We start from the raw sequence: 26,399 nt of genomic DNA, 5'->3' as shown, positions 1-26,399 counted from the left end.
ACACGGATTGCCGATATGAAAGAATACGATGAACACACCATCGACCAGCCGAAATGGCCCCCTGCCGCGACTGGTCATCACATCCTGACAATCCAATATGCCAATGACAACTGTCAATGACGACCGCGCCGTCCGGTGATTTCCTGCATCCAGGGAGACTGTCCAAAGGGGGGAGAAGACATGAGCCGATCGAGAACCTGGGCCCTGATCATGGATTCCGTTCGGGCGCGGGTGTTGCGCGGCGTCGAAGGTGCCGATGGCGAAGAGCCGGTCGAACTGGTCAGCCGCGCCAAATCCACCCATCTGCGTGACATCATGGCCGACAAGGCTGGCCGCAGTTTCTCATCAGACGGCAGCGGTCGACGGTCGGCGATGGAATTGGGGGCCGATCCGATACATCGGGACATGCAGGAATTCGCGGTCGACACCGCCGAGTTCCTCGAACGCCACCGACGGGCGGGGGATTTTGCGCGGCTTGCAGTCTTCGCCGAACCGAAAATGCTTGGCATCCTGCGCACAGAGTGTCCTGCCACGCTCTGGGCGGCCGTTTGCCTGGATCGTCCGCTGAACCTGATCTCGTTGCCCGAACGCGAGCTGCGCGAGCGCGTTCTGGAGCAAATCCAGAGCAATGCCTGACCTTGCCGATATGCCAAAGGGAGGAGAGGTCGATGACCCGATCCGGGACAATCTCAAGAAATGAACTTTGCAATCGCTGCCAATTGGGCGGCCTTAGCCTCTGTAAAGGCATTCGCGCGTATTCCGAGCTCTCCCGAAAGCGATCCGGGCCAAGGCTTCGCGCGGTCACGACGCAGACCACTCTTGTGGAGGAAAACGAGAATCCGCAATTCTCTGGCATCCTGCGCACAGGCTATCTTCGCGCCGAACGGATCCTTGCGGACGGGCGACGCAGCATCATGGGATTCTTCGCGCCGGGGGATTTGGTGGGGGACGTGATGGGGGCGGTTGGTGGTCCGGCTCTCGTCTCTGCCACCGATGCCGAGATCTGCACCCTCGACACGGCGGCCCTGCGCCTTGCCATGCGCGAAGACCCAGACCTGAATGCTCACTTCATCCGGGAAGCCATCAAACAGCACACGCGCCAGCTCGAGATGATCTGGAGGCGGGGCGCACTGAACAGCCGCGAGCGCATCCTGGCCTTCATGGTCATGGCGACCGAGTTCATGCCGACGGACCCGCAGCCTGACGGCAGTCTCATCCTGAAGGTACGGGTCTCGCGGCGTGATTGGGCGGATTTCTGCAACACGACGGTCGAAACGATCTCGCGGACCGTGACCTATCTCTCCGAAAAGGACATGGTCGAATCGCTTGGAGACGGCTGCTTCAGAATTCGCGATTTAGGCGTTCTGGCGCGTCTCGCCGGGCTGGACCTCCCCGATGATTATCCTGCAATGTTGGTAAGCAGCGCCCAAAATCGGGCCGACAAACCAAGGGTGCCGGCGGGCAAACGGGGCAGCGACAGCCTCGTCCCGAAACCGGTCTCCGGGTCGGTCAGCCTAAGGAATTGAACGGGCAGGAGAGGTCAGGAGTCGTACCCGCCAAGTCGCTTTCGCAGATCTTCGATCTGGGCGCTGAGATAGTCCATCCGGAGGCGTATGGCTTCGTCGGACCGTACTCTGTCCGTCACGTCGACTTGCGCGCCAGTCAGCCGGATCGGCTGGCCCTGCGCGTCATGCTCCACGACGCCGCGGACAAGGACGAAGATCACGCTGCCATCGGGCCGCTGGATGCGCCATTCGCCTTCCAACTCGCCATCCTCAAGCGCCCATTCGATCTGTTCCGTCGCGTGCGGCAGGTCGTCGGGATGGATCATGGCGATCCAGTCCTCGTAGGTGCCGCCAATGGCACCGCCGCGCAGGCCCAGCATGCCAAGGGCCTCGGGGCTCCATGTCACCGAGCGATTGCCGATCTCCCAATCGAAGGTCGCCACGCCGGCGGCTTTCTGCGCCACCCGCCGCCAGCGTTCGGACTGGCGCAGCGCCTCTTCGTCCTCCTTGCGTTTCGTGATGTCGCGCCAGAAGACGGCAAGCCCCTCGGGCACAGGGTAGGCCCGCATGTCCAGCCAGTTGGTGCCGCCACCCGGGAACGTGTAGCAATGTTCCAGTGACACCGGCCGCTGTTCGGCCAGCGCGTGCTTGTAGAGCCGACCGATCTCGCTGTCCTCGGTGCCGGGATAAACCTCCCAGAAGGGCCGCCCCCGGATTTCCTCCAGCGGGCGAGCGTCCAACTCCAGCGCCGCGCGGTTCTGGGTGAGGATCCGGAAGTCGTGATCCATAAGGCCAAAGGCCTCGCCCATGCCGTCCAGCACGTTGCGCAGGCGTGTTTCACTCTCGCGCAGGGCGGATTCGGCGCGGGCGCGCTCGACGTCCGCCCACAGGCGTTCGGCCACCTCCTGCAGGACCCCGACCTGCAGGTCGGTCCAGTCGCGCGGCGTGGCCGCCGTGACGCAGAGCGCGCCGAACAGCCTGCCGGACTTCATCAACGGCACGCCGACGGAGGCAATGATGTCCAGGGCAGTCGAGGCTTCGCGGTCCACGTCGGGAATCAGGGGCGAGGTCCGGGTGTCGGAAACAACGTGGCACTCACCGCGCCGCAGGATGGCGAGCGACCACCCGAAATCGGCCAGATCATGCGCGCCGACCAACGACGGAGCGCCGTGACGGACGTAATCCCGCGCAACCCGCGCAACGCCAGCGGGTTCGTCGATCTCGACGTAATAGGCGCGGTCTGTATCCAGAAACTCCGCCAGCAGGCGGCAGCATTCGCCCTCGATCGCGACAGTGTCCGACATCGGCCGTACCGTGTCGGCGAGTTTGAGCAGAAAGGCCTTGCGGGCCTCGCTGTCCCGAAGAGCCCTTTCGGCGCGGACACGGATCGTGACATCCTTCATCACGGCCAGCAGCATCTGCCCGCCCTCGTCCTCGCGCTCCTCCACGCGGGTCACGAACATCTCCAGCACCATGCCCTGCGGCTTGGATTCTCGGACCAACCGGAGGGGAACTCCGGTTTCCAGCACCCGGTCGTAATCGTCGTACCAGTCCTCGACCTCTTCGGGAAAGTTGTCGCGGATCGACTGCCCGCTCAGATCTGGAATGCCGAACATGGCCTGCATAGCCGGGTTCATGTTGATGTAGCGGTAATCGCGCAGCCCGTCCGAGCGCAGCGGCAGGCGTTCGAACAGGCACACGCCCTCGTCGATCGACTCGAACAGCGCCCGGTGCCGAGCCTCGTTCAGGCGCAGCGCTTCGGCGGCGCGTGCCCGCTCGATCGCTTCCCAGATGCTGACCGCCGCCTCGTGGGCGAGGGCGATTTTATCGACGCTCCAGGCATGGGGCGCATCAAAGCGAACCGTCATCACGGCAACAAGACAGTCCTCGCGCAGGACCGGCACGGTCAGCTGCGCGCGAAAGGACGTGACGGCATAGCGCAGGACCTCGGCGGCCACCTCATCGGGTGGCGATCCATGGTCGGCCCGGACGTCCGGGATCACCAGGGGCATACCGTTCATCAACTGTTTCAGCGCGGCCCCCGGTTCGCCTAGGTGATGCGTGGCCGGTTGCCGGGACGATGCCTCGCCGCGCTTGTATTCGCAGCGTTGCCGGGTCACGCCAGCATTGAGGTCGACGTCCGAAAAGCTCGCCCAGTCCGCGTTCACTATTTCGCCCAGCCACCGCGCGCCGACCGTCCGGATTTCCTCGGGATCGTCGAGACGGCGGAGCGCATCGCTCAGGAGCAACCGGAAACCGTTTCGCTCATGCCGTTCGGCTGTTCGCTCCGGGTGGTGGGCCTGTTCCAGGTCGCACTGGACAAGCACGCCCTGCACCAGGCCGTCTTCGCCGGGCATGGCGATGCAGGACAGGGTCGCACCATGCCCGTCGGTCAGCAGGCGCCATGTCATCGGCAGCAGGACATCCGCCATTGCGCGGCAGTCCTCTGGCGCGCCGGACGAGAGCACCCGGTCATAGGCCGACCGAAGGCTTGGTTGGTGCGCGACCAGTGACTGCCCGAGGCCCTGGGCCTGCAACGGGCCAAGCGCCCGCCGCCAGGCCGCGTTGAAGATCATCGTGCCAGAGGCGCCCCACAAGAAGCAGGCTGGCGCCGTCTGGCGCAGGACAATGCCCACGGTCGTGCGCAACCGGACATCCCATGTTTCAACTGGTCCTGTCGCCGTAGATGACCAGTCGACTCCGGCGAGATCGGACAGGATATCCTGCAAGTCGGCAAGCCCTTGCATTGGCCGTGATGCTCCTTTGGCGGCGTTACAGTGCGCGATCGGGTGACACCGCGGCACCTTGCAAATTTTCCACACGCCGAGGTTCCTTGTTGTCAACGGCAATCTGCCGCGCGGCCGCAAGGCGGTGGAGCCGATGCCACCCGGCGCGTGTCTGGTCATCCATCGCTCTTGCGAACGCGCGTGTGGTCACCTTTCATCTGCGCGGAGAGGCATGCATTGACCCTCACGAGCCGGCAACATTTTCGCTGCCACTTTCATGTGACCCAGGGCGCGGTGCCTTCCAGCCCGTGCGGCGAGGCTTTTCGGGCCTCGTAGTAGGCTGTGCAGTCATCCTCTCGTCCGCGCATAACCCGTTTGCCAACCAGCGGGCCGCGCCGTTCCGTGACCACGGTCCGGCGTCCCTCGGGCGCGTCGTCCTGGTGAAAGTAGATCAACACCTAGTCGTGGGTCCGGTCCAGCTCATGCGCCCGCGCGGTATTCGAGAACATCAGTGTCAGGTGCCAACTGCCACGTCGAGCATGCAGGATCGGCAGCCAGGCTTCGCCGGTCGGGTTGAAGCGGCGCGGCGCGATGGTCCGCAGGTCTCCGGCGGCGGCCCTTGTGCGATAGAGCGCGTCTGCCTCGAGCAACAGGGCAACGGGCGGTTCGGTCTCCGGCCCGGCGGGGCGCGAAATGCGGCGCATCCCGGCCATCCGCTGTCCAAGCGCGGAGAGGATCGCCTGACGGCGCCGGTCGCCGATCCCGGGCACCTGCGTGTCGCCCAGACGCAGAGCGGTCTCAAGCTCCTCGTGCGTCTCGACCTCCAGCGTTTCGGCCAGTCTCCGCGCCAGTTCCGGTCCGATGCCGGGGATGGTGCGAAAGGTCGCCTCCGGGGTCGCCGTGCCCCTCAGCCACTCCAGTTGGCTCCTGCAGCCGGTCGTCAGCATCTCGGCAATCGTCGCGGCGACACCCCGCCCGATACCGCGCAGGCGGATCAGCGCGTCCAATCCGCCGTCATGGAAGACCTCCGCCAGCGATTGGGTCAGCCCGTCGATCTCGTGCGCGGCGTCGTGGTAGGCGCGCACACGGAACCCGTCCTCGCCCTGCGTCTCCAGGAGGTCCGCGTATTCCCGCAGGCGCGCAGCAATCGGAGCGTTCTCCAGGGTGGCCGGGGCAGGGCGCCTGTCCGGGTCAGGCATAGGCGTCCATCGCCCCGCGCGCCGGGCGGTCCTCGTCCTCCTTGACCTCGGCCATCGTCGCCTCGGTCAAGAGCAGCGTGCCCGCCACCGACACGGCATTCTCCAACGCGATGCGCAGCACCTTGGTGGGGTCGATGATCCCCGACTCCAGCAAGTCGGCATAGACATTGCGCGCCGCGTCAAAGCCCCAGCCACCCTTCCCCTTGCGCATCTCGGCCAGGACCACGCCGCCATCCATGGCGGAATTCTCGGCGATCTGCCGGGCGGGCGCGGCCAGCGCATGCGCCAGGCAGAGGATGCCTGTCCGCCGGTCGCCTTCCTGCTGTGCGGCGGCCGCCTCGACCGCCGTGATCGCGCGGACGAGGGCGAGGCCGCCGCCGGGCACCACGCCTTCCTCGACGGCGGCCTTGGTGGCGTGGATCGCATCGTCCAGCGCCTCCTTTCGGGATTTCAGCTCGGCCTCGGTCGCGGCACCAACGCGAATGACGGCGACGCCGCCCGACAGCTTCGCCAACCTTTCGCGCAGTTTCTCGCGGTCGTAGTCGCTGCTCGTCTCGTCGATGTGGTGACGGATCTGGCCCACGCGGGCCGCGATTGCGTCAGCCGCACCGGCGCCGCCCACGATGGTGGTCGTGTCGCGGTCGACCCGGACCGAGGCAGCTTGCCCGAGATCGGCGAGCGTCAGCGTCTCAAGGTCAACCCCCAGGTCAGGCGAGACCACCTGGCAGCCGGTCAGCACGCCGATGTCCTCGAGTAGGGCCCGCCGCCGGTCGCCGAAACCGGGCGCCTTGACCGCAACGACCTTCAGCGTGCCGCGCAACTTGTTGACCACCAGCGTGGCCAGGGCCTCGTCGTCCAGATCCTCGGCCACGATCAGCAGCGACCGCCCGGCCTGCATGACAGATTCCAGGAGCGGAACCAGCGGCTTCAGCCCGCTGAGCTTCTTCTCGTGCAACAGGATTGCCGGGTCTTCCAGCCGTGCCGTCAGCGTCTCGGTGTCGGTCACGAAATACGGAGAGATGTAACCGCGGTCGAATTGCATCCCCTCGACCACGTCCAGCACCGTTTCGGTTGTGCGCGAATCCTCGACCATGATGGCGCCCTCGTCGCCGACTTTCTCCATCGCCTCGGAGACAAGGTCTCCGACCATTTTGTCGCCATGGGCCGAGATCGTCGCGACCTGCTGTTTCTCATGCGCGGATTCGACCGGCCTCGACAGGTCGCGCAGCGCCGTTTCGGCGGCTGCAAGCCCGCCCTCGAAGCCGTGCTTGAGATCCACGCCCGAGGCGCCAGCCGCGACGTTCCGCAGCCCCTCCGCGAACAGTGTCGCGGCCAGGATCGTCGATGTCGTCGTGCCGTCCCCGACGGCCTCGCCGGTGCGCTCTGCGGCCTGCCGCAACAGCTGTGCGCCCATGTCCTGCTCCGCCTCCTGAAGGCGGAACTCCTTAGCGATGGTCACCCCGTCGTCGCAGACCAGAGGCGCGCCGTAGCTGCGCTGTATCAGCACCGATTTTGACCGGGGACCCAGCGTGACCCGCACCGCATCGGCCAGCGCCTGGGTGCCTGCCAGCAGCTTTTCCCGCGCGGCGGAATGAAACAGCAGCTTCTTGTATGCCATGACCTGACCTCGTTGTGGCGCCCTGCCGCGCAAGGATTGCCGTCCTGTGTCGACTTGGCATTGACGGCCATCAACCGGGTGGCGCCCCGAGCGTGTCCGTCGCCTGCAGTTCTGCCGCGGCCTGCATTGCATGACCGATAGGCGGATGGGCGGCGAAGGCGGAACGCGCTTCTGCCGGCACAGCGCAGCAGCGCTGCGGAGGTGATTGCAAACAACCCGGCATGAACCGCGCCGATCCAGGCGAACAGGCTCACTGGCCCGAAGCGGTCCGCCACCAGTCCGGCCAACGGCGGGCCGATCAGAGCACCATTTGTAAGCCCGGTGCAGAAACTGCCTGCAACGCCCAGCGGAGCCATGCGCAAGAGGCGCCGGACCGATGTTGTGCGGGCCGCGATCGTGGGCGGCGCCACGCGGGTCAGCGTGATCGGTATGACCGAGAGCGAAAACGGCTGGAAGCCCCCGAAGGCCGTAGCCGGGAACAGCGCCTTGCCGACGATCAGCCCGGTCCAGGTGGCGGCCATGAAGATCCCCAGTATCCGCCCGCGCCGTTGCCTGTCGGTCGCGCCGTTCATCCAGCATTCGAATACCCTGAAGAGACTTGCAAAGCACAAGCCCTGCACCACACGCAGGGCATAACACGAGGCCGGCGGTGTCAGGGGATGCGCCAGGATGGCCACTGTGCCCGACGCGGGACCGTCGCGGGAAACCAGACGCAGCTGGTCAGGAAGCCGAGATAGTAGGCCCGCCCAGCAGGCCGATGCCCATCGGCGAAAACCCGGCCAGTCCTGCACGGACGGGCAGGAGCAGGCCCTGCAACCCGCTGCCGATTTCCAGCAGGACGACGGCAGCAAGCACGGATCTCAACGACAGCATGACGGCTGGGTCTCCCGCGTCGGCACCAACTGCGAGGCCGCGCCCCCGAATTGTCCCGCGTCAACAGAGATCGTTGATGGCGATCATTGAGCGGCCCGGGAACGATCCTCACAATTCAACCGAGCCCGGTTGGCGCCGCAGGAAGGATTCGATGAACCGCAGACATGTCCAGAACGGCAAGGCCCTTGTCGCTTGCCACTGGTTGCGCGTTTCTACTGCGGTTGCGGTGATCCGGCGCCATCTGAAACCACTGATAGGAGTTCGGCGGGATGGATGTTGACTTGCCTCTCGAAGGTCCAACCGGCCCTCTTCCGGGGAGTCTGCACTTGGTCGAACGGCCCCGCGGGCTGGTCATTTTTGCTCATGGCAGTGGCAGCAGCCGCAAGAGCCCTCGCAACAGTGCCGTCGCGGCCGAGCTGCGGGCGGAGGGATTTGCGACCTTTCTCTTCGATTTACTGACCGAAGCCGAGGCCGCGAACAGGGCGAATGTCTTTGACATCCCGCTTCTCGGGCAACGGGTCGCGGGCGCGATCGGCTGGGCACGTGCGCGGGCCGATCTGGAGTCCTTGCCGCTGTGCCTTTTCGGCGCGAGCACGGGCGCCGCCGCCGCGCTGGAGGCGGCGGCCCGAAGGCCTGACGATGTCGCGGCCGTCGTCTCGCGAGGTGGCCGCCCCGATCTTGCGGGCAAGGCGCTGAGCGCGGTGCGTTGCCCGACTCTGTTGATCGTGGGGGGGGGCGGACAGCCTGGTGCTCGCGCTCAACCGGATGGCACTTGCGGAATTGCGATGCCGGAAGATGCTGCAGATCGTCCCCGGGGCGACGCATCTGTTCGAGGAACCCGGCGCGATGCGCCAGGTCATGCAGCTGACAACCGAGTGGTTCCGGGGGGGCGTCGCGGGGCGCCGAACGACTGAAACCGGCGCGGTCCGGCGCAACCCTGGCGCGTGAAGGCGCCCCTCGACGGAGTGCCCTTCGCGCAACGGGCTCTCAGCGGAGAGGCGAAGCCCGCCGAACGAGGCGGCAAATCCGGGCAAGCAGCCCTGGCGTGCGGGTGTCGATGGAGACGTCGCCGCACGACCGACATTGCAGGGTCGGGATGCCTTGGGTCAAATGACGCTTTCCGGCCTCCATATCGCTGCAAGAACGTCGCCGTGGGAGCGCAGGGACTCGGCCTGATCGGGCACGTCTTTTGGCGAATGCGGTGGCACGGGACATCGAGGATCCCCGGGAGACCGGCGTTCGGATCAGGTTGGCTCCGATGGTGACCAGGATTGGGGCTGGATCTCCGTCGAAGCCAGAGCATGCCACGCTTGGCGGCACAGTGACGAACAGCCGGTGTCTCAGGCTGCCTTGACCTCGATCTTGCGTTCCTTCTGCTTGGCCTCTTCGCTCTTTGGAAGGGTCACGGTCAGCACGCCGTTGGCGACGCTCGCGGCGACCTTGTCCGGATCTATGCCAGAGGGCAGGGGCACGCTGCGCTGGAAGGAGCCGTAGCGCCGTTCGCTGAGAAGGTAGTCCTCCTTCTCTTCCTTCTTTTCCTCCGACTTCTCGCCACGGATGGTGATCGTGCCGTCGTTCAGCTTGATCTCGATGTCGTCGGCGGTCATGCCGGGCAGCTCTGCCGTGATGCGGTATTCGCCGTCGCAATCGACGACTTCGGTGGCGGGCGACATGAACCAGCTTTCGCTGGCGGGGAACATGCTTTGCATCCGCCGCGACAGGGGGTGCCGCCATGAACCGGCGCCGAAGTCGTCGAACAGACGGTCGATTTCATGCCGCAGCGACACCAGCGGTGACCATCCCTCGGCCTGTGCAGGCGCCGTGGCGTGTTTGTCCTGTCTGACCTCAATTTTGGATTTGTCCTTTGACATCTTTCAAGCTCCCTAAGTGGCAACTACGTTTTCCCGGTGCGTTCACCAGAACGATTCCAGTCTCGAACCAGGGCGACTTCCTTGCATTGACGGCCATCAACCGCTTCGGTGAATGGCGCGAAAGGCGGCCAGCCGCGGTCGACCCTGGTCGTCTCAAGCCCGGACACACGGCCCTGCCATGACCCTCTTGCGGATCAGGGCATCGACGGCCGGCGAGGGTTCGAGGTCGCGGTCAGAGATCACGGGATCGGTCTGCATCGTGCGGTCTGCGTCACGGACAGGGGCGGACGTAATAAGTACCGTCGCCGCGGGCATAGGCGCATTGGTCGGTCGCGCTATTTTGCGCCACGATGGTCCCCGCTGCAGCCCCGGCGAGCGCCGCGATCAGCGTCCAGTCGTCGTCTGCATCCAGTGCCTTGGCCGTTATCAGCCCGGCGGCAGCACCGCCGGTCAGGCCGACGATGGTGCGCTGCTCTTTCGTCAGATCCTCGCACCCGGCGACAAGAAACACCGTGGTCAGGGCGGCAAGTCCAAGTTCTTTCATTTCTTTCTCCGTTCGTTTCTTTGGGGGCGTTCAGTCGGCGCAGGCCCGGTTCTGCGCGTCAAAGGTGATGGTCTGCCACCGCATTCAACAGTTCTCCCGACAACGCGCGTCCGACCGAATGCGCGAGTCACCAAGGCTGAGCATCAAGACAAGGCGCTTGCCGACGCCGATCACAGGCAGGCGGCGGAGCTTTCTCCGGTCCATGAGGTGGATCGCGCCCTCTATCTCCATTTGAGCCTCCATGCTCTTCCCACACCGGGAACGGTAGGCTCGCCAGGCCGGAACATCATTGACGGTCATCAATCGGGACAAGCCCTGGCGCCGTCGACGGGTCCGGGGGATCGGAGCCGTCGAGTATGACCGCCCCATCCGCTCCCGAAACGCCGAACGACTGCGCAAAATGGCGCGAGGTCACCGGGTCATGCGGTTTGGCCTGCCGGTCCTGGGCTGGTTGGCCATGCCCGCCCTGGGTACGCGGCGTCCCAAAAGGTCCGATCCGGAAAAAGCGAAGAAGAACGTTCAGCCATGTCACCGCACCCGCAAGCTGCGGCATTGACGTTGGTCAATGCGGGTCGTGCTCGTTCATGGGATTCTGGACAGGTTGCGCAAACACCCGAGAGAGGGACCCATGACAGTAACCGATATCTCGACGCTGGATCACGCACCGCAAGTCTTTGCCGAGTGGCTGAATGACCTGTGCGAAGATCTCGATTGGGAAAAGCCCCGCGCCTACCTTCTGTTGCACGAAACGCTGCATGCAATCCGCGATTTCCTGACCGTGGACGAGGCGGCGGATCTTGCGGCGCAGCTTCCCGTTCTGGTCCGCGGCGTCTACTTCGAGGGTTGGGACCCATCGAAGACTCCCACGAAGTCACGCGGCAAGGGCGATTTTCTCCGTCGTATCCAGGCGCGTTTCGACAAGGACCCGCTGCAGGACCCGGAGCGTGCGGTCTCCGCCGTCTTCGACCTTTTGCGCCGTCATATCTCCAGCGGGGAATTCGACCAGGTGCGGAAGGCAATGCGCAAACCGATCCAGGAGCTATGGGAATGACCCGATTTCTTGGCAACGAGGCGCTGACGTCTCTGAATCCGCTCATCGCGGAGCCGAGGTTCCGGCAGGTGACGCTGGCCGAAAAGCGTGCGTTCCTCGAAAGCGGCCAGGCCTGGCCCGGTGAGCCGCCGCCGCGCTGCATCGAGACGCAATCCTCGCTCGCCTTTCTCACGCGGGACCGGGTCTGGAAACTGAAAAAGCCGGTCAGGTTTTCGCATATCGACTTGCGGGCGTTGGTCGATCGTAAGGGCTTTTGCGAGGAGGAGGTGCGCCTCAACCGGCAACTGTCCGGCAGCCTCTATCGCGGCGTCACGCCTCTGGTCCAGCGCTGCGATGGCACGCTGGCGCTCGGGGGCGCAGGGCAGGCGGTGGATTGGCTGGTCGAATCCATCCGCATGCCGGCCAACGCGATGCTGGACGTCCGCCTGCGTCAGGGGCCGCCACCTGACCTTGAGGACATTCTCGCGATTTCGGACCTGCTGATCGCGTTCTATCGCAGTCGCCCGACCGTGCCCTCGGATGGAGCGGTCTACTACCATCGCCTGTTGCAGGACAGCAGGCTCAACGCGCAGAATTTGCGGGAGATGCAACGCGAATTGCCGGTTCCGCCCTCCGACGAGGTGCTGCAGTCAGGCACGGAGGCGCTCAAGCTGTGCCGGGCTGAGATCCTCGCGCGCGCCAGACGTGGTTTGATCTTCGAGGGCCACGGCGACTTGCGTGCCGAACATGTCAGCCTGGCGGACCGGTCGGTGGTCTTCGACCGGATGGAGTTCGATCACGGCAGTCGGTTGGTCGACCCCTATGAAGAGTTCAACACACTCGGATTGGAATGTGCCCTGGCGGGGGCCGGCTGGATTCGTCCGGTGATGTTCCTGCGGCTCGCCTATGCCGGGTTTGCGGCGCCCGGTTGTGCGCTGCTCGCCGCGTACGGCATCAATCGCTGTCTGACGCTCGCGCGACTCGCGATTGACCACTTTCGCGACCGTGACATGAGCTCGCCCGCGAAGTGGCGGGATCGGGCCCGGTTCCACTTCGACGCGGCGGTGGCGCTGACAGAGCGTTTCCAGAGCTTTCGGGACTGCGCGCCCGGTCAGGACGGTTAGCGTCGCGGCGCGCGGTGGCGGACGGGCCCGCGCGTTGACTTTGGTCAACGTCATCATCGTCGGGGACAGGTATTTTCGAACGATGCCGGAGTCGACCCATATGCATTCCACCATCCTGTGCACCGAGGAGGTCACCAAGACCTACCGTTCGGGAGAGGTTGCCGTGCACGCGCTGCGTGGCGTGAATTTCATGCTCTACTCGCATGAGGTTGTCGCACTTTTGGGCGCATCCGGGTCCGGCAAATCCACCTTGCTCAACATTCTCGGCGGGCTCGACCGGCCAAGTTCGGGGCGGATCTTCTTTCGCGACCGTGAGCTGACGAGCCTGGATGACGAGGACCTGACCGAGTTTCGCCGCGCGCACGTCGGCTTTGTCTTCCAGTTCTACAACCTCGTGCCAAGCCTGACCGCGCGCGAGAACGTGGCGCTTGTGACCGAGGTCGCGGACTACCCGATGCGGCCGGAAGAGGCGCTGGAGCAGGTCGGTCTTTCGGCGCGGCTGGATCATTTTCCGTCCGAGCTGTCGGGCGGTGAACAGCAGCGCGTTTCGATCGCGCGCGCCATCGCCAAGCGCCCCGAGATCCTGCTCTGCGACGAACCGACCGGCGCGCTGGACAGCAAGACCGGGATCACGGTTCTCGACGCGCTGATCGAGGTGAACCGCAACCTCGGGACGGCCACCGCGCTCATCACCCACAATGTCGAGATCCGGCGCATCGCCGACCGGGTCGTCTACATGGCGGATGGCCGGATCACCCACGAGGAACGGAACGAGGCCCGCGTCGCGCCGTCGGAGGTGAGTTGGTGATGCGGATGCTCGACCGCAAGCTCTTGCGCGACCTGCGGCACATCTGGGTGCAATGCCTTGCCATCGCGCTGGTTCTGTCCTGCGGGATCATGGTGCTGATCCTGTCGAGCGGCACGCAGCGCTCGCTGGAGGCCACGCGCACAGCCTATTACGAGAACAACCGCTTTGCCGACGTGTTTGCCAGCCTGACGCGCGCGCCGCGCGGCCTGCTGTCGGAGATTTCGCGGATCGACGGGGTGGCCCGGGCCGAGGGCCGTGTGGTTTTTACCGCCATGCTCGACCTCGACGGCAAGGCGGAGCCCGCCTCGGCCCTCGTCATCTCGGTGCCGTCGGGCGGCGTGCCGATCCTCAATGTGCCGGTGGTCCGCCATGGACGGATGCCGCGCCCCGAGCACCTGGAGGAGGTGGCCGTTTCCGAGGCCTTCGCCGAGGCCAACGGCCTGCGCCCCGGAGACCGGTTCCGCGCCGTGCTGAATGGCCAGATGCGGCCTCTGACGATTGCCGGCGTCGTGATCTCGCCCGAATACATCTACACCGTGGGCTCCGGCGCGATGGAGCCCGATGACGAGAATTTCGGCATCCTATGGATGGGCGAACGCGCGGCAGCAGGCGCGATGGACCTGTCCGGCGCGTTCAACGACGTGACGCTGACGCTTGCGCGGGGGGCGGACGATCGGGCGGTGATCGCAGCGCTGGACCGGATCCTTGCGCCCTATGGCGGGACCGGCGCCTACGGGCGTGACAGGCAGCCCTCGAACGTGTTCATCGAGGGCGAGTTGAAGCAGCTGGGCACCATGGCGGCGGTCTTGCCGCCGATCTTCCTGCTGGTGTCTGCCGTGCTGGTGAACATGGTGCTCGGGCGGCTGGTCGCGCTGGATCGCGGGCAGATCGGGCTGTTCAAGGCGCTCGGCTACCGGACCCACGCGATTTCGGCGCATTACGGCAAGATGACGGTGGGGATCGGGATTGTTGGTGTCCTGCTCGGCTGGGCGGTCGGCTGGTGGCTGGGGCATGAACTGACCGGCATCTACACGCGCTATTTCCGGTTTCCGAGCCTGATGTATCGGCCAGGCACGGCGCCGATCGCGATTTCAGGCGTTCTGGGGCTGGCGGCCACCTTCCTCGGCGGGCTGCGAGCGGTGCGGGCCGCGACACGGCTGCCCCCGGCGGTCGCCATGTCGCCCGCCGCGCCGCCGATCTATCGCCGCGGCTGGCTCGACCGGCTGGGCAGGGGCCTGCGGTTCCGGCAGACGACCATGATGATCCTGCGCTCTCTGGTGCGCTGGCCCGGCCGCGCTGCGGTGACGTTGTTCGGGGTCGGCGGATCGGTGGCGGTGCTGGTCGCGTCCTTCTTCACCTTCGACGCCATCGACCTGATCCTCGAAGAGCTTTTCGAGCGCGCCAACCGCCAGGACGCGACCATCGCGCTGGCCCGTCCGGTCAATGCCGCTGCCGAACTCGACGCGCTGGCCCTGCCGGGGGTTATCAAGGCCGAAGGTCTCTACGCCGCGCCGGTTCGGCTTGTGAAGGGCACGCAGTCAAGGCTTGTGAGCCTGCAGGGACGGACACCGGAGGCCGGGCTGTCGCGGCTGCTGGATGCCGATGGCGAGGTGGTCGATGTCCCTCTGACCGGCCTCGCGCTGTCGGCGGGTCTCGCCGATGGGCTGGGGGCGCGGCCGGGCGACCGGCTGCGGGTCGACTTGCTGAGCGCGTCGCGTGGAAGCTGGGAGATCCCGGTCACCGCCGTGATCCGCCAGAGCCTTGGCCAGGACGCCTACATGAACCGCGATGCATTCTTTCGGCTGATCGGGCAGGGGCCGCAGGTCAACATGCTCCACCTTGCCATCGACCGGAAGGACCTTTCCGACCTTCAGGCCCGGGCCAAGCAGACCCCCGCCATCGCGCGTTTCACGCTCTGGAGCGACATCCGCCGCCAGTTCGAAGACACGCTCGACGAAAGCCTGGTCACGATGACGGTCATCTTCGCATCGCTCGGGATGCTCATCACCATCGGCGTCGTCTATAACGCCGCCCGCATCCAGATGGCCGAACGCGCCTACGAGCTTGCCTCGCTGCGCGTGCTGGGCTTTCGCCGCCGCGAGGTGGCCTATGTGCTGGTGGCCGAACAGATGGTTCTGACCCTGATCGCCGTCCCGGTGGGCTGGCTTGTCGGATACGGGTTCTGCACGCTCATGGCCGAGGGCTTCTCGACGGAGGTCGTCTCGATCCCGGTGGTCGTGACCCGCCGCACCTACGCGGTCGCCGCGCTGATCGTGATCCTCACCGCGCTCGCGTCGGTCCTCGTCGTGCGGCGGCGGCTGGACCGCATTGATATCGTCAGCGCGCTCAAGCAGAAGGAATGACCCTGCCCATGTCCCTCCGATCCGTCCTTGTCGCCATGATCGCCGCTGCCCTGCTTGGCGCTCTTGTCTGGGCCCTGCTGCCCGCACCTGTGCTGGTGGAGCTGGTCGCGGTTTCGCGCGGGCCGATGCAGGTCACGGTCTCCGCCGAGGGCATCACGCGCGTCCGCGACACCTGGCGAGTCACCGCCCCGGTGACCGGCGAGGCGCAGCGGTCGCCGGTCCATGTCGGCGATGCGGTGACGGCCCGCGAGACCGTGGTCGCGGTGATCGAGCCGGCCGAGCCGCCCTTTCTCGACGCCCGCGCGCGCCGACTGGCAGAGGCCTCGGTGGTCGAGGCGGAGGCGGCAGTGCGACTGGCCGAGGCCAGCCTCGTTCGGGCCGAGACGGAACTGTCGCACTTGGAGGCCGAACTTGAACGGACCCGCGCCCTGGCCGAACGCGGCACCCGCGCGCCGACCTTGCTGGAGGACGCAGAGCAGGCCGTGCGGTCTGCGCGGGCCGGGCGCGACGTGGCGCAGTCCGACCTGGACATGCGGCGCGCCACGCTTGCCCGCATGCAGGCGCAACTGGAGGGGCCCGAGACAGGCACGGCGGATGGGCCCGCCACTTGCTGCGTCGAGATCACCGCGCCGCGCACCGGCGTGGTGCTCGACCTCGTGGACGAGAGCGCGCGGCTGGTCACTGCGGGCGAGGACCTGATGACGATCGGCGATCCCGAGGATCTCGAGATCCGGGTCGATCTCCTGTCGTCCGACGCCATCGGCGTCGTCCCGGGCACCCGCGCCCGCATCGAACGCTGGGGCGGGGACAGGATGCTGGATGCCGAGGTGCGCCAGATCGAACCCTCTGCCTTCACCCGCGTCTCCGCCTTGGGGATCGAGGAGCAGCGCGTGCCGCTCGTGCTTGACATCGTTACCCCGCCCGACGCGCGCAAGGGGCTTGGCGACCGCTACCGCGTCTACGTCACCCTGGTCACATGGGAGCGGGATGATGTGTTGCAGGTGCCGCAAAGTGCGCTCTTCCGTGCGGCGGGAGACTGGGCGCTGTTTGTCGAGACGGACGGGCGGGCGGCGGCGCGGACCGTCACGGTGGGCCGCATGTCGGGCGATTGGGCCGAGATCGTCTCGGGCGTTGCCGAAGGAGCGCGCGTCATTGCCTATCCCGGCGCCTCGATCGAGGAGGGGACCCGGATCGAGCCTCGGCAGAAGGCGGCTGAGGGGAGCTGATGCCGCGTGCTGTTGTCCCGCGCTGTGCCCGGTTCCGCGGGCCCATGCCCATCGGCCAGCCGCTCGGTTGGCCGCGCGTCCACCGAGTGCCGCCGCGCGCGTCGGCACAGCGTTTCGGGTCTTGCAGCGCCAGCCGGGCCACTATCCTGTCCCCTTGCGGGCGGCGCCCTGCTTTTATGCGGAAGACGACGAACGGACAGCAACGTGCAGCGCAACATCCCGCTTGATCGACTCGAAGGATTGTGGAGCCCCCAGAAGGGACTTGATGACGGCGACGTATCCCGGCAGCGCGCGCGTCATGGGCCGAATGCCATCGTGGCAGAGAGTTCGGCGGGCTGGCTGGCCATCCTGCGCAGCATCGTGCAGGACCCGATGATCTGGTTCCTTGTCGGGACCGCGGTGCTTTTCCTGGTGCTGGGGGATTATTCCGAGGCCGTGGTTCTGGCGTCGGCCCTGCTGCCCATCGCCGGGATGGACGGCTACCTGCACCGGCGCACCGAAGCCTCGACCGAGGGTCTGCGCGCGCGGCTGGCGTCGCGGGCGCGGGTCATCAGGGACGGATGGGAACAGGACATCCCTGCGGTGGACCTTGTGCCCGGAGACCTTGTGATTGTTCCCGCCGGTGCCTGGTTCCCGGCGGATGGGCTGATCCTCGCCGGCAATGGCTTGCAGGTCGACGAATCCTCGCTGACCGGCGAGGCGCTGCCGGTGCGCAAGGCGCCGATCCCGGAACGGCCCGAAGGCCCGGGGCATGGCTAGGTGGAGGAGGTGCATTGGGGCATGGCCGGCACCCGTCTTCTGACCGGAGAGGCCCGGCTGCGCGTGGCCTGGACCGGCCCGGAAACGCTTTATGGCGAGATCGCGCGGCTGACCAGTGCGACACGCAGCGAACGCACCCCGCTGCAGCAGGCCATCGCGGACCTCGTGCGCCGCCTTTTGGTGATCGCATTGGCCCTCTGCGCCGCGCTGGCCGTCATACGGTTCGCCCAAGGATATGGCCCGATCGATGCCCTGCTGAGCGCGGTCACGCTGGCCATCGCGGCGCTGCCCGAGGAATTTCCCGTCGTCTTCTCCTTCTTCCTCGGGCTTGGCATCTTCCGCCTCGCAAAGCATCAGGCCCTGGTGCGCCGCGCCGTGGTGGTCGAGAACATCGGACGCGTCACCTTCATCTGCACCGACAAGACCGGGACGCTGACCGAGGGACGGCTGACGCTCGATCACGTCGTGCCCGGAGATCGTCTGGACCGCGACGAGGTTCTTGCCATCGGCGCCACGGCCTCGCGTGCCGAGACATCCGATCCCCTCGACGAGACCCTCCTTGCGACATCCGCGCCCTGGGCTGGCGAGGTCGAGGCGGTGTTTCCCTTCACCGAAGACCGCCTGCGCGAAACTTGCGTGATGCGCAGCCCGGACGCGGGCTGGCGCGTCGCGATGAAGGGCGCGCCCGAGACGGTGCTGGCCCTGTCGGACATGGCGGCGCCGGATCGCGAGGCCTGGCACCGGCAGATCCAGTCGCTCGCCGCCTCCGGCCACAAGGTCATCGCGGTCGCCTCCAGGACTTTGTCGGACTGGAACGGGGCCGAGCCGGAGGGCGGTTTCGCCTTCGCCGGCCTTCTGGCTTTTGCCGATCCCGTCTGGGATGGTGTGGCAGACGCAGTGGCCGAGGCACAAGGCGCCGGCATCCGGGTCATCATGGTCACGGGCGATCACGCGCGCACGGCCGGGGCCATCGCGCGCGAGATCGGCATCGGCGGCCCCGCGCCGCGTGTCATCGATGGCGCAGGGCTTGGCCCGCATCTCGGACAGGCCGGGCCGTTGTTCGATTTCGACGTCGTCGCGCGGTGCACGCCATCCCAGAAGCTGGCCATGGTCGAGGCGCTCCGCGCCGAGGGCGAGATCGTCGCCGTGACCGGGGATGGTGTGAACGATTCGCCTGCGCTGCGTGGTGCGGATGTCGGGATCGCGATGGGCGAACGCGGCACCCGTTCGGCGCGGGAAGTGGCGTCGATCGTGCTGCTCGACGACAATTTCGCGACCCTTGTCCGCGCAATCGCGGAGGGTCGGCAGCTGTTCACCAATCTTCGCCTCAGCTTCGCCTACCTGCTGATGCTGCACGCGCCTCTGGTCGCCACGGCGGCCCTCATCCCGCTGCTCGGGTATCCCTTGATGTATCTCCCGATCCATATTGTCTGGATCGAGTTGATCATTCATCCCACTGCCATGCTGGTGTTCCAGAACCTGCCTCAAGGGCACAGGCTGTCGTCCCACCATGGACCGGGACCGATCCGGTTCTTCTCGCGCCGCGAGTGGCTCGGCATCGCGCTTGTCGGCGCGATGGGGACGGCGGTCATTCTGGGTGGGTTCATCTTCAGTCTTGGTCCGGACCTCGATGTCGCCCACGCGCGGGCGATGGGCATGGCGGCACTTGTGATCGCGAGTTCGGCCATCGTTGCCACCATCACGCGACTGCGGACGCGGGCTTCGGTCCTGGCAACCGTACTGCCGGTCGCATCCGCATTTGCCGCCATTCAGATCGCGCCGCTCGCCGCATTGCTTCACCTGTCCGCAATGCATCCAATGGATTGGTTTCTCGCGGCGGTCGGCGGGGTGTTGATCGGGGTCGTGAACCAGTCTGCGACCGCGCTCCTTGATCGGCGGTCGGGATCAGCTCCGACCGGGTAGCGCGCCCGGATAACCTCGGTTGGTCCGGCTCGGCCCTGGCTCGCCACGGTGGCGCCACAGGGTCGGAAAGAATTGCGATCCCTCGTCTGAACGTAGGGTTGGCCATCGGGTCGGACTTATCACTGCCGCCGGAAATCCGCCAGGCGGTCCCGCTGAAAGGATACGGTGCGATTGATCTTGGCGTAGACGAACCCGACGACATGGATGTGCGATCCTTCGAACCTGGTGCTCACCCCCTTTGCGCGAGCGATGATCCGCGCACGACGCTAGGTCCCGGATCATCTGGAAATGGCTACGCAACTTGTCCGAAATCACGACACGAGCTTCACCGAGCCGTTTGATCGACCTTGGCGTTGCGCTGTGGCTGAACGAGAATGTCCAGCACGTCGCCGCTTCTGTCGACCGCCCGCCAGAGCCAGTTCTTTTTGCCGTTGATCGGAATGACGACCTCATCCAAGTGCCATTTGTCGACTGCCGCCGGTCTGTCGCGCGGGATGCAACCGGCGAACTGGACCCCAAAACGGGTTACCTATTTCTGGAACGTTTCCCGGCTGACCGTCACACCTCGCGCGGCGAGAAGAACTTCTACATCTGCGAAGCGATAGTCGCCCGAGACCGCACATGCGACGACTTCACAGGGAAACCGGTGGCCTTTCAGGGGCGGCATCGCGGACAGTGTTTTCAGGCCCGACGTCCAACCAGGCACCGCTCGGCAAACAAGCAGGCAATGCCCTCACTCGCACCCTCCTGACTTGCGCAGTCTGATTGACCCGGGCCAATGGGTCAGGACTTGGCTCAACACCTGACCGACGAAACCTTGCCCTACCCGAGCCGCTCCGTGAGGTAGGCCACCGCCTTGTTTGCCGTCGCGATCCGAGGATAGTCGCTTTCGGGGATGTCGACGCCAAGCCGCTTGTGCAGCGCGCTCACGAGGTTCAGTACATCCATCGAGTCGAGGTCCAGGTCGTTCTGGATCTGGTCGTCGCCACTGATTGCCGCGGCGTCGAGATCCGGTGCAATACGGGTGATCTCTTCGAGAAAGGCGCGTCTGATGTCGTCTTCGGTCATAGGGCCTCCGGCTCCTGCAAGAGTTGGTCAATCCGAGCGAGAAAGCGCGCACCGGTGCGGCCGTCATTTGCCCGATGATCACCGGACAACGTGGCCTGGACGCAGGTTCTGGGTTTCATCTCCCCTGCGACCACGCGCGACACGAGGCGCGGCGACCCGAAGCCCACAAGGGCCACCTGCGGCGGATAGATGATGCCGGTCAAGCTGTCTACGCCACCTTCGCCAAGGCTGGAAACGGTGATGGTGCCCTCGGTCATTTCCGAGCCTTTCAAACGTCCGGCCCGGGCGCGCAACACGAGGTCGCGCATCGCCGCCATGATCTCGTCCAGCGTCTTGGTCCCGGCATCCATGATCGCAGGTGCAATCAGCCCGCCACCGCGCAACGCCACCGCGACGCCGACATTGACAACCGTCGAGGGCGCATAACGACCGTTGGCGTAGTGGCCGTTGAGGGCCATTTCCTTGCCCGCCGCCCGCACCACCGCGCTGATTAGAAGGGCACCCATGAGAAGTCTTTGGTCGGGAGGAACTCCTGCGTTGTGCGCCTCCAGCCAATTCTGCGCCGCCTGCAAGTCTATCTCGTGGTCAAGGTAGTAATGCGGGATCTCACGTTTTGCGCGGGTCATGGTGGCGGCAATCGCCTCGCGCATGGCGGCGAAATCGAGCCCGCGCCTCGCAGGGGCCGGCGCCGCGTCGCCCATCGCCACCTCGACATCGCGCAACAGCACCGCACCACCGGGACCGCTGCCGCGCAGAGTCGAGAGGTCGATGCCGCTTTCCTCCGCTCGGACCCGGGCCGCCGGCGATGCGGCGGAGACTCCGGAAGCGGCGGCGGGCGGCTTCGCGGCCGGGCCGGTTGGCAGCGAAGGCGCGAGGCTCGGCGCGGGCGCCCCCGACGGTTCCGTCACTGGGGATCTTTCGACAGCCGCCCCGGGGACCACAGCGCCGGGTCCAGCAGGCTCGCCCGCATCGCGGATCACTGCCAGCGGCGCACCCACCGGAAAGGTCTGGCCCAGCCCGGCGTCGATGCGCTCCACCACGCCGTCCTCGAAGACCTCGATCTCGATCGCGCCTTTCTGCGTCTCGACCACGGCCACCACATCGCCGCGATGCACGGTGTCGCCGGGGTGGACCAGCCAATCCACCAGCTTGCCGTCCTCCATGTCGGCCCCCAGCGAGGGCATCCTGAAGACCGCCATTGCCTAACCCTTTCCAAGCGCTGCCCGGGCGGCGGCGACAATGGCGGGGACCTGCGGAATCGCGGCCTCCTCCAGGTGTTTCGGATAAGGGATCGGCACCTCGGAGGAACAGACCCGCCCGACCGGCGCGTCGAGCCGCCAGAACACCTGTTCGACGATCCGGGCCGAGATCTCGGCGGCAAGCGACCCCGAGCGCCAGCCCTCGTCCACGATCACCGCCCGCCGCGTGCGTCCGATCGAGGCCATGATCGTCGCGTCGTCCAGTGGACGCAGGACGCGCAAGTCGATCACCTCGGCCTCGATGCCTTCGGCCGAAAGCGCTTCGGCTGCCTCCAGCGTCTTGTAGAGCGAGCCGCCGTAGGTGATCAGGGTCAAATCCTTGCCGGGCCTGCGGATCGCGGCGCGGTCTATGTCAACCGGTCCGGCAGCAGCGTCGATCTGGCCGCTGAGGTTGTACAGCATGACGTTCTCGAAGATCAGAACCGGGTCGGGATCTTCCAATGCGGTCCACAGCATCCCTCGCGCATCCTCCAGCGTGGCCGGAGCAAGGACTTTCAGCCCCGGGATATGCGCGTACCAGCCTTCCAGCGAATGCGAGTGCTGCGCGGCCAGTTGCTTTCCCGCACCGGTGGCCATGCGGATCACCAGCGGCACGCCGAACTGCCCGCCGGACATATGCCGCAGCGTTGCCGCGGTGTTCATGATCTGGTCGAGCGCCAGCAGGCTGAAATTGACCGTCATCAACTCGACGATGGGGCGCATCCCGGCTGCCGCCGCGCCGATACCAAAGCCTGTGAAACCGGATTCGGAAAGCGGCGTGTCGCGAATGCGATCCTCGCCGAATTCCTCCATCAATCCCTTGGAAACGGCATAGCAGCCGCCGTATGCACCCACGTCTTCGCCCATCAGGAACACCCGGTCGTCGCGCAGCATGGCGTCACGGATGCCCTGTTTGACCGCCTCGCGGTATGTCGTTTCCACCGTCTCACCCGAGGGCACGGCGGTCTCGGTCGGCGCGGATCGCACCTCGGCCAATGCGTGACGGGTCAGGGTCTCGACCGGCTCCCATTCCGCCGCTTCGGCGAAATCCACCGCCTCGGCGATCTCCGCGTCGATCCTTGTCTCCAGCGCCGCAAGGTCGTGGTCATGCAGCATCCCGGCGCCAAGCGCCCAGTCACGGAACCGCACGATGGGCCCTTTCTGACGCCAGTTCTCGACTTCGTCCTTGTCGCGGTAGAGTTGCGCGTCGAACATCGAATGGGCGCGGAAGCGGTAAGTCCGGCATTCCAGGAAATAGGGGCGTGCACTTTCGCGGATCGCGGCCAGCGCGCGGCGCGCGGCGCTCTCGACCGCAACCACGTCCATGCCGTCGATCACCTCGGAGGCAATGCCGTAGCTGGCTGCCTTGGCGTGGATATTGGTCTCCGCCTCCGATCGCGCCAGCGCCGTTCCCATTGCATAGCCGTTGTTTTCACAAACGAAAAGCACTGGCGCATGCCAGAGTTGGGCAAGGTTCATGGTCTCGTGAAACTCGCCCTCGGCGACCGCACCTTCGCCAAAGAAGCAAGCGGTGACCGCGCCGCTTCGCTGCATCGCATCCGCCAGCCCCAGCCCTCCGGCCAGTGGCAAGCCGCCGCCGACAATGGCATTTCCACCGTAAAAGTTGTGCGTCGCATCGAACAGGTGCATTGACCCGCCACGCCCGCCGGAACAGCCCGCGGCCTTGCCGTACATCTCGGCCATGACCGATGTCATCGGCACACCGCGCGCGAGCGCGTGGCCGTGCTCGCGATATGTGGCCACGATGCGGTCCTCGGGGTGCAGGTGCGGGATCACCCCGGCGGCGATGGCTTCTTCGCCATCATAGAGGTGCAGGAAGCCGCGAATTTTCTCCTGCGTATACAACTCGGCGCATTTGTCCTCGAACTTGCGGATGCGCAACATGGAGCCCAGCAGGTCCAGGACGTGGTCGCGCGACAGGCGGATCTTGGCGGTGCCGCTCATGATTCATCGGTCTCCAGAGTTGAAATGTCGCCTTCCGGCAGGCCCAGTTCTCGCGCCTTCAGCAAGCGGCGCATGATCTTGCCCGAGCGCGTCTTGGGGAGGGTCTTGCGGAACACCACTTCGCGCGGGGCGACGACCGGGCCAAGCTTCTTTCGGGCATGGCCACGGATGTCGCGTTCAAGCTCCTCCGACGGCTCATACCCGGGGTTGAGCGAGACATAGGCGCGGACCACCTCTCCGGCGGTTTCGTCCGGCAGGCCGATGACCCCGGCCTCGGCCACGGCCTCGTGCTCGATCAAGGCGCTTTCCACCTCGAAGGGGCCGATCAGGTGGCCGGAGGACTTGATCAAGTCGTCGGCACGGCCGACGAACCAGAAATACCCGTCCTTGTCCCGCATCGCGAGATCCCCCGAGAGGTACCAGCCGTCCCGGAACGCCTTGGCGTAACGCTTCTCCTCGTGCAGGTAGTCCCGCATCATCGAGGGCCAGCCGGGCCGCAACGCCAGTTCGCCCACCTCGCCGTCGTCGCATTCCCGCAGGGTCTCGCCATCGGTATCCACCACACCTGCCCGGATACCCGGCAGGGGCTTGCCCATCGAGCCGGGGCGGATATCCATCGCGGCGGTATTGGCGATCATGATGCCGCCGGTTTCGGTCTGCCACCAGTTGTCGTGGAACGGGTGACCGAAAACCTCCTTCCCCCAGATAACGCCCTCGGGGTTGAGCGGCTCTCCGACGCTGGCGAGAAATTCCAGCGCCGAGAAGTCGTATGCCTTCGCCGCTGGCTTTCCTGCGCGCATCATCATGCGGATCGCGGTGGGGGCCGTGTACCAGATCTGCACCTTTTCCCGCTGCAACATCCCGTACCAGCGGTCGAGGTCGAATTCCGCTTCGTCCACCAGGATCGTCACGCCGTTTGCGAGGGGCGATATGATGCCGTAGGAAGTTCCCGTGACCCAGCCCGGATCGGCCGTGCACCAGTAGATCTTGCCCGGCGCCATGTTCAGGGCGAAACGCCCGGTGGCGACATGGGCCAGAACCGCGCCATGCACATGAACGGCGCCTTTCGGCTTGCCTGTGGTGCCCGAAGTGAAATGGATCAGCGCCACGTCCTCCGGCCCGGTCCGGACCACCTCGAAGCTGTCCGAAGCGGCGGCCATCGCGGGCCCCAGCGCCACGCATCCTTCGGGTGCCTCCTCCACGTCCACAAGGAACACGGTCTTCAACGAAGGGATCTGGCCGCGCCAGGCGGCGATCTTGCGGCGATAGATCGACTCGGTCGTGACCACGGCATTGGCCTCTCCGATCTCCATCCGGGTGCGGATCGGCTCGGGGCCGAAGGCCGAGAACAGGGGAGAGAACACCAGTCCGGCCTTCAGCGTGCCCAGTGCCGCAATGTACAGTTCGGGTCGCCGCCCCATCAGAGCATAGACCCGGTCGCCGCGCGCCAGTCCCTGCGCCGTCAGGACGTTTGCAAAGCGCGCGGTCGCGCGGGCAAGGTCGGCATAGCTGTGGTCGCGCACCTCGCCGTCCTTGCCGAACCAGCGCAGCGCAAGACGGTCGCCCTCGCCATGCACCACATGCTGGTCGAGCGCCTCCCAGGCAATGTTGAGGCCTCCCCCCGGCAGCCCATCGAGCATGGTGCGCGCGTCCGTCCACTCGAAGGTCGCGCGTGCCGCTTCCGGATCTCTCAGCAAAGCACCGGTCTTTTCGGACGAGGTCTTGGCAATGACGTCCCATGACATGTGCAATTCCTCCCACGGTATTCTCAGCGTTCGCAGCGATGTTCGCCTTGACGAGAATCAATCGGCGTTCAACCGCCTCTCCGGACGGGACTGTAGGTGCCTGAAAAGCGCTTGCGATTCTCAGGTACGCAGCAAGACATCGAAAGACCGAATGTGATGTAGATGCGCGGGCGGGCTTCTTTGCATCACCAATGACAAGGCAGCGTGCCTTGACCCCGATCAACGCGATTCGTCGACCTCGGCACTATCGTGACGGCAATGATACGGGAGGATCAAATGGCAAGCGGCATCAAAGCGGAAAGCGACAACGTGATTTGGCTCGACCGGCTGTCTCGGGGAGACGTGCCCAGCGTCGGCGGAAAGAACGCCTCTCTCGGCGAAATGCTGCAAGTGCTCACCGCGCAGGGCATTCGGGTCCCGCCGGGCTTTGCCACCACTGCCAAAGCCTATCGCCAGTTCATCGAGGCCAACGAACTCAGAACGGTTCTGACCGCGGTTCTGGGCGAGATGGACAGCCAGCACTTGACCCTGGCCGAGGCAGGGCGAGAGATCCGGTCGCGTATCACCCAGGGCAAATGGCCTGCAGAGATCGAGGCCGAGATCCGCGCGGCCTATCTTCGGCGGTGGCCGAGGAGGTCGGGCAGCATGAACCGGCGGTTGCGGTGCGGTCCTCGGCCACCGCCGAAGATCTGCCCGACGCCAGCTTTGCCGGTCAGCAGGAGACCTTTCTCAACGTGCGCGGCGAGGCCGCGCTGCTGGTCGCATGTCGGCGCTGCTATGCCTCGCTGTTCACCGACCGGGCGATCACCTACCG

The 26,399-nt window shown here is 65.9% G+C and carries 23 protein-coding genes and 3 pseudogenes; 14 read left to right on the top strand and 12 right to left on the bottom strand.

All coding sequences use genetic code 11. The features are described from left to right. Positions 1–180: 180 nt before the first annotated feature. Together PVW46_RS15415 and PVW46_RS15410 are read left to right on the top strand one after the other, a co-directional pair. On the top strand, positions 181–636 hold the full coding sequence (locus tag PVW46_RS15415) for a host attachment protein (RefSeq protein WP_274576523.1): 456 nt from the start codon (positions 181–183) through the stop codon (positions 634–636). 32 nt (positions 637–668) lie between these two features. Continuing rightward, the gene (locus PVW46_RS15410) at positions 669–1,526 is read left to right on the top strand and encodes a Crp/Fnr family transcriptional regulator (RefSeq protein ID WP_274576520.1); all 858 of its coding nucleotides are present in this window, start codon (positions 669–671) and stop codon (positions 1,524–1,526) included. Positions 1,527–1,540: 14 nt separating this feature from the next. Here the strand turns inward: PVW46_RS15410 and PVW46_RS15405 are convergent, their stop codons facing one another. From PVW46_RS15405 to groL, 4 genes are all read right to left on the bottom strand, one after another. Next, complete coding sequence (locus tag PVW46_RS15405; RefSeq protein WP_274576518.1) at positions 1,541–4,252, bottom strand: GAF and PAS domain-containing protein; 2,712 nt, start codon at positions 4,250–4,252, stop codon at positions 1,541–1,543. A 254-nt stretch (positions 4,253–4,506) separates the two neighbouring features. After that, entirely contained in the window at positions 4,507–4,686 is a 180-nt protein-coding gene (locus PVW46_RS15400; protein WP_274576516.1) for a hypothetical protein, read from the bottom strand. A 3-nt stretch (positions 4,687–4,689) separates the two neighbouring features. Continuing rightward, positions 4,690–5,430: a helix-hairpin-helix domain-containing protein gene (locus tag PVW46_RS15395; protein ID WP_274576514.1), complete on the bottom strand. Its 741-nt coding sequence runs from the start codon at positions 5,428–5,430 to the stop codon at positions 4,690–4,692. Continuing rightward, entirely contained in the window at positions 5,423–7,048 is a 1,626-nt protein-coding gene (gene groL, locus PVW46_RS15390) for a chaperonin GroEL (protein WP_274576512.1), read from the bottom strand. Before groL ends, PVW46_RS15395 begins: the two co-directional genes overlap by 8 nt. Before the next feature lie 354 nt (positions 7,049–7,402). Between groL and PVW46_RS15385 the strand changes: the two genes are divergently transcribed. Then, positions 7,403–7,684, top strand: a complete 282-nt coding sequence (locus PVW46_RS15385; RefSeq protein WP_274576510.1) for a hypothetical protein — start codon at positions 7,403–7,405, stop codon at positions 7,682–7,684. A gap of 84 nt (positions 7,685–7,768) precedes the next feature. Here PVW46_RS15385 and PVW46_RS15380 read toward each other — a convergent pair whose 3' ends face one another. Further along, a complete protein-coding gene (locus PVW46_RS15380; protein WP_274576507.1) occupies positions 7,769–7,921 on the bottom strand; it encodes a hypothetical protein in 153 nt (50 codons plus the stop codon). 269 nt (positions 7,922–8,190) lie between these two features. Here PVW46_RS15380 and PVW46_RS15375 point away from each other — a divergent pair. Next, a pseudogene (locus PVW46_RS15375) lies at positions 8,191–8,568 on the top strand (serine aminopeptidase domain-containing protein); the annotation flags it as partial. A gap of 100 nt (positions 8,569–8,668) precedes the next feature. Further along, positions 8,669–8,869, top strand: a complete 201-nt coding sequence (locus PVW46_RS15370; protein ID WP_274576543.1) for a hypothetical protein — start codon at positions 8,669–8,671, stop codon at positions 8,867–8,869. A gap of 392 nt (positions 8,870–9,261) precedes the next feature. Here PVW46_RS15370 and PVW46_RS15365 read toward each other — a convergent pair whose 3' ends face one another. Together PVW46_RS15365 and PVW46_RS15360 are read right to left on the bottom strand one after the other, a co-directional pair. Continuing rightward, complete coding sequence (locus PVW46_RS15365) at positions 9,262–9,792, bottom strand: Hsp20/alpha crystallin family protein (RefSeq protein ID WP_274576504.1); 531 nt, start codon at positions 9,790–9,792, stop codon at positions 9,262–9,264. Between the two features lie 271 nt (positions 9,793–10,063). Further along, positions 10,064–10,336, bottom strand: a complete 273-nt coding sequence (locus PVW46_RS15360) for a glucose-6-phosphate isomerase (RefSeq protein ID WP_274576502.1) — start codon at positions 10,334–10,336, stop codon at positions 10,064–10,066. Positions 10,337–10,964: 628 nt separating this feature from the next. On the opposite strand from PVW46_RS15360, the gene PVW46_RS15355 reads away from it, so the two are divergent. The 7 genes from PVW46_RS15355 to PVW46_RS28850 all read left to right on the top strand — a co-directional run bounded on the left by PVW46_RS15355 (position 10,965) and on the right by PVW46_RS28850 (position 19,569). After that, positions 10,965–11,387, top strand: coding sequence for a DUF2267 domain-containing protein (locus tag PVW46_RS15355; RefSeq protein ID WP_274576500.1), 423 nt, complete (start codon positions 10,965–10,967; stop codon positions 11,385–11,387). Continuing rightward, positions 11,384–12,490, top strand: coding sequence for a hypothetical protein (locus PVW46_RS15350; protein WP_274576498.1), 1,107 nt, complete (start codon positions 11,384–11,386; stop codon positions 12,488–12,490). Before PVW46_RS15355 ends, PVW46_RS15350 begins: the two co-directional genes overlap by 4 nt. Positions 12,491–12,572: 82 nt before the next feature. After that, positions 12,573–13,298, top strand: a complete 726-nt coding sequence (locus PVW46_RS15345; RefSeq protein WP_274576496.1) for an ABC transporter ATP-binding protein — start codon at positions 12,573–12,575, stop codon at positions 13,296–13,298. Next, on the top strand, positions 13,298–15,661 hold the full coding sequence (locus PVW46_RS15340) for an ABC transporter permease (RefSeq protein ID WP_274576494.1): 2,364 nt from the start codon (positions 13,298–13,300) through the stop codon (positions 15,659–15,661). The genes PVW46_RS15345 and PVW46_RS15340 overlap by 1 nt, the downstream gene beginning before the upstream one ends. Positions 15,662–15,669: 8 nt before the next feature. Next, on the top strand, positions 15,670–16,887 hold the full coding sequence (locus PVW46_RS15335; RefSeq protein ID WP_274576493.1) for an efflux RND transporter periplasmic adaptor subunit: 1,218 nt from the start codon (positions 15,670–15,672) through the stop codon (positions 16,885–16,887). Between the two features lie 204 nt (positions 16,888–17,091). Then, positions 17,092–17,646 (top strand): P-type ATPase actuator domain-containing protein, encoded by a 555-nt coding sequence (locus PVW46_RS28855; protein ID WP_500862257.1) that lies wholly within the window; start codon positions 17,092–17,094, stop codon positions 17,644–17,646. Positions 17,647–17,667: 21 nt separating this feature from the next. Continuing rightward, entirely contained in the window at positions 17,668–19,569 is a 1,902-nt protein-coding gene (locus tag PVW46_RS28850) for a cation-translocating P-type ATPase (protein ID WP_500862256.1), read from the top strand. Positions 19,570–19,761: 192 nt separating this feature from the next. On the opposite strand, the pseudogene PVW46_RS15325 reads toward PVW46_RS28850, so the two are convergent. From PVW46_RS15325 to acsA, 5 genes and pseudogenes are all read right to left on the bottom strand, one after another. After that, positions 19,762–20,254: pseudogene (locus PVW46_RS15325) on the bottom strand (DDE-type integrase/transposase/recombinase); the annotation flags it as partial. Between the two features lie 137 nt (positions 20,255–20,391). Next, positions 20,392–20,637 carry an acyl carrier protein gene (locus PVW46_RS15320; RefSeq protein ID WP_274576491.1) on the bottom strand — a complete coding sequence of 82 codons (246 nt, stop codon included), beginning with the start codon at positions 20,635–20,637 and terminating at the stop codon, positions 20,392–20,394. Beyond that, the gene (locus PVW46_RS15315) at positions 20,634–21,836 is read right to left on the bottom strand and encodes a dihydrolipoamide acetyltransferase family protein (protein WP_274576490.1); all 1,203 of its coding nucleotides are present in this window, start codon (positions 21,834–21,836) and stop codon (positions 20,634–20,636) included. The genes PVW46_RS15320 and PVW46_RS15315 overlap by 4 nt, the downstream gene beginning before the upstream one ends. 3 nt (positions 21,837–21,839) lie before the next feature. Continuing rightward, complete coding sequence (gene pdhA / locus PVW46_RS15310) at positions 21,840–23,840, bottom strand: pyruvate dehydrogenase (acetyl-transferring) E1 component subunit alpha (protein WP_274576489.1); 2,001 nt, start codon at positions 23,838–23,840, stop codon at positions 21,840–21,842. Next, positions 23,837–25,585 (bottom strand): acetate--CoA ligase, encoded by a 1,749-nt coding sequence (gene acsA / locus PVW46_RS15305; RefSeq protein ID WP_274576488.1) that lies wholly within the window; start codon positions 25,583–25,585, stop codon positions 23,837–23,839. The genes pdhA and acsA overlap by 4 nt, the downstream gene beginning before the upstream one ends. Positions 25,586–25,843: 258 nt before the next feature. Between acsA and PVW46_RS28670 the strand changes: the two are divergent. Both PVW46_RS28670 and PVW46_RS15295 read left to right on the top strand, forming a co-directional pair. After that, positions 25,844–26,143 (top strand): annotated as a pseudogene (locus PVW46_RS28670) (PEP/pyruvate-binding domain-containing protein); the annotation flags it as partial. A 65-nt stretch (positions 26,144–26,208) separates the two neighbouring features. Continuing rightward, on the top strand, positions 26,209–26,399 hold a 191-nt coding region (locus tag PVW46_RS15295; protein WP_274576486.1), incomplete at its 3' end, for a PEP/pyruvate-binding domain-containing protein.

The sequence above is a fragment of the Mameliella sp. AT18 genome, from assembly GCF_028807275.1.
Lineage (GTDB): Bacteria > Pseudomonadota > Alphaproteobacteria > Rhodobacterales > Rhodobacteraceae > Antarctobacter > Antarctobacter albus.
This window is presented reverse-complemented; position numbering and strand designations above follow the sequence as displayed.

What these genes read in the sequence shown, in the direction of transcription:
- PVW46_RS15415 (WP_274576523.1), top strand. Translation starts at nt 181, where the DNA reads ATGAGCCGATCGAGAACCTGGGCCCTGATCATGGATTCCGTTCGGGCG.
- PVW46_RS15410 (WP_274576520.1), top strand. Translation starts at nt 669, where the DNA reads ATGACCCGATCCGGGACAATCTCAAGAAATGAACTTTGCAATCGCTGC.
- PVW46_RS15405 (WP_274576518.1), bottom strand. Translation starts at nt 4,252, where the DNA reads ATGCAAGGGCTTGCCGACTTGCAGGATATCCTGTCCGATCTCGCCGGA.
- PVW46_RS15395 (WP_274576514.1), bottom strand. Translation starts at nt 5,430, where the DNA reads ATGCCTGACCCGGACAGGCGCCCTGCCCCGGCCACCCTGGAGAACGCT.
- groL (WP_274576512.1), bottom strand. Translation starts at nt 7,048, where the DNA reads ATGGCATACAAGAAGCTGCTGTTTCATTCCGCCGCGCGGGAAAAGCTG.
- PVW46_RS15385 (WP_274576510.1), top strand. Translation starts at nt 7,403, where the DNA reads ATGCGCAAGAGGCGCCGGACCGATGTTGTGCGGGCCGCGATCGTGGGC.
- PVW46_RS15380 (WP_274576507.1), bottom strand. Translation starts at nt 7,921, where the DNA reads ATGCTGTCGTTGAGATCCGTGCTTGCTGCCGTCGTCCTGCTGGAAATC.
- PVW46_RS15365 (WP_274576504.1), bottom strand. Translation starts at nt 9,792, where the DNA reads ATGTCAAAGGACAAATCCAAAATTGAGGTCAGACAGGACAAACACGCC.
- PVW46_RS15360 (WP_274576502.1), bottom strand. Translation starts at nt 10,336, where the DNA reads ATGAAAGAACTTGGACTTGCCGCCCTGACCACGGTGTTTCTTGTCGCC.
- PVW46_RS15355 (WP_274576500.1), top strand. Translation starts at nt 10,965, where the DNA reads ATGACAGTAACCGATATCTCGACGCTGGATCACGCACCGCAAGTCTTT.
- PVW46_RS15350 (WP_274576498.1), top strand. Translation starts at nt 11,384, where the DNA reads ATGACCCGATTTCTTGGCAACGAGGCGCTGACGTCTCTGAATCCGCTC.
- PVW46_RS15345 (WP_274576496.1), top strand. Translation starts at nt 12,573, where the DNA reads ATGCCGGAGTCGACCCATATGCATTCCACCATCCTGTGCACCGAGGAG.
- PVW46_RS15340 (WP_274576494.1), top strand. Translation starts at nt 13,298, where the DNA reads ATGCGGATGCTCGACCGCAAGCTCTTGCGCGACCTGCGGCACATCTGG.
- PVW46_RS15335 (WP_274576493.1), top strand. Translation starts at nt 15,670, where the DNA reads ATGTCCCTCCGATCCGTCCTTGTCGCCATGATCGCCGCTGCCCTGCTT.
- PVW46_RS28850 (WP_500862256.1), top strand. Translation starts at nt 17,668, where the DNA reads ATGGCCGGCACCCGTCTTCTGACCGGAGAGGCCCGGCTGCGCGTGGCC.
- PVW46_RS15320 (WP_274576491.1), bottom strand. Translation starts at nt 20,637, where the DNA reads ATGACCGAAGACGACATCAGACGCGCCTTTCTCGAAGAGATCACCCGT.
- PVW46_RS15315 (WP_274576490.1), bottom strand. Translation starts at nt 21,836, where the DNA reads ATGGCGGTCTTCAGGATGCCCTCGCTGGGGGCCGACATGGAGGACGGC.
- pdhA (WP_274576489.1), bottom strand. Translation starts at nt 23,840, where the DNA reads ATGAGCGGCACCGCCAAGATCCGCCTGTCGCGCGACCACGTCCTGGAC.
- acsA (WP_274576488.1), bottom strand. Translation starts at nt 25,585, where the DNA reads ATGTCATGGGACGTCATTGCCAAGACCTCGTCCGAAAAGACCGGTGCT.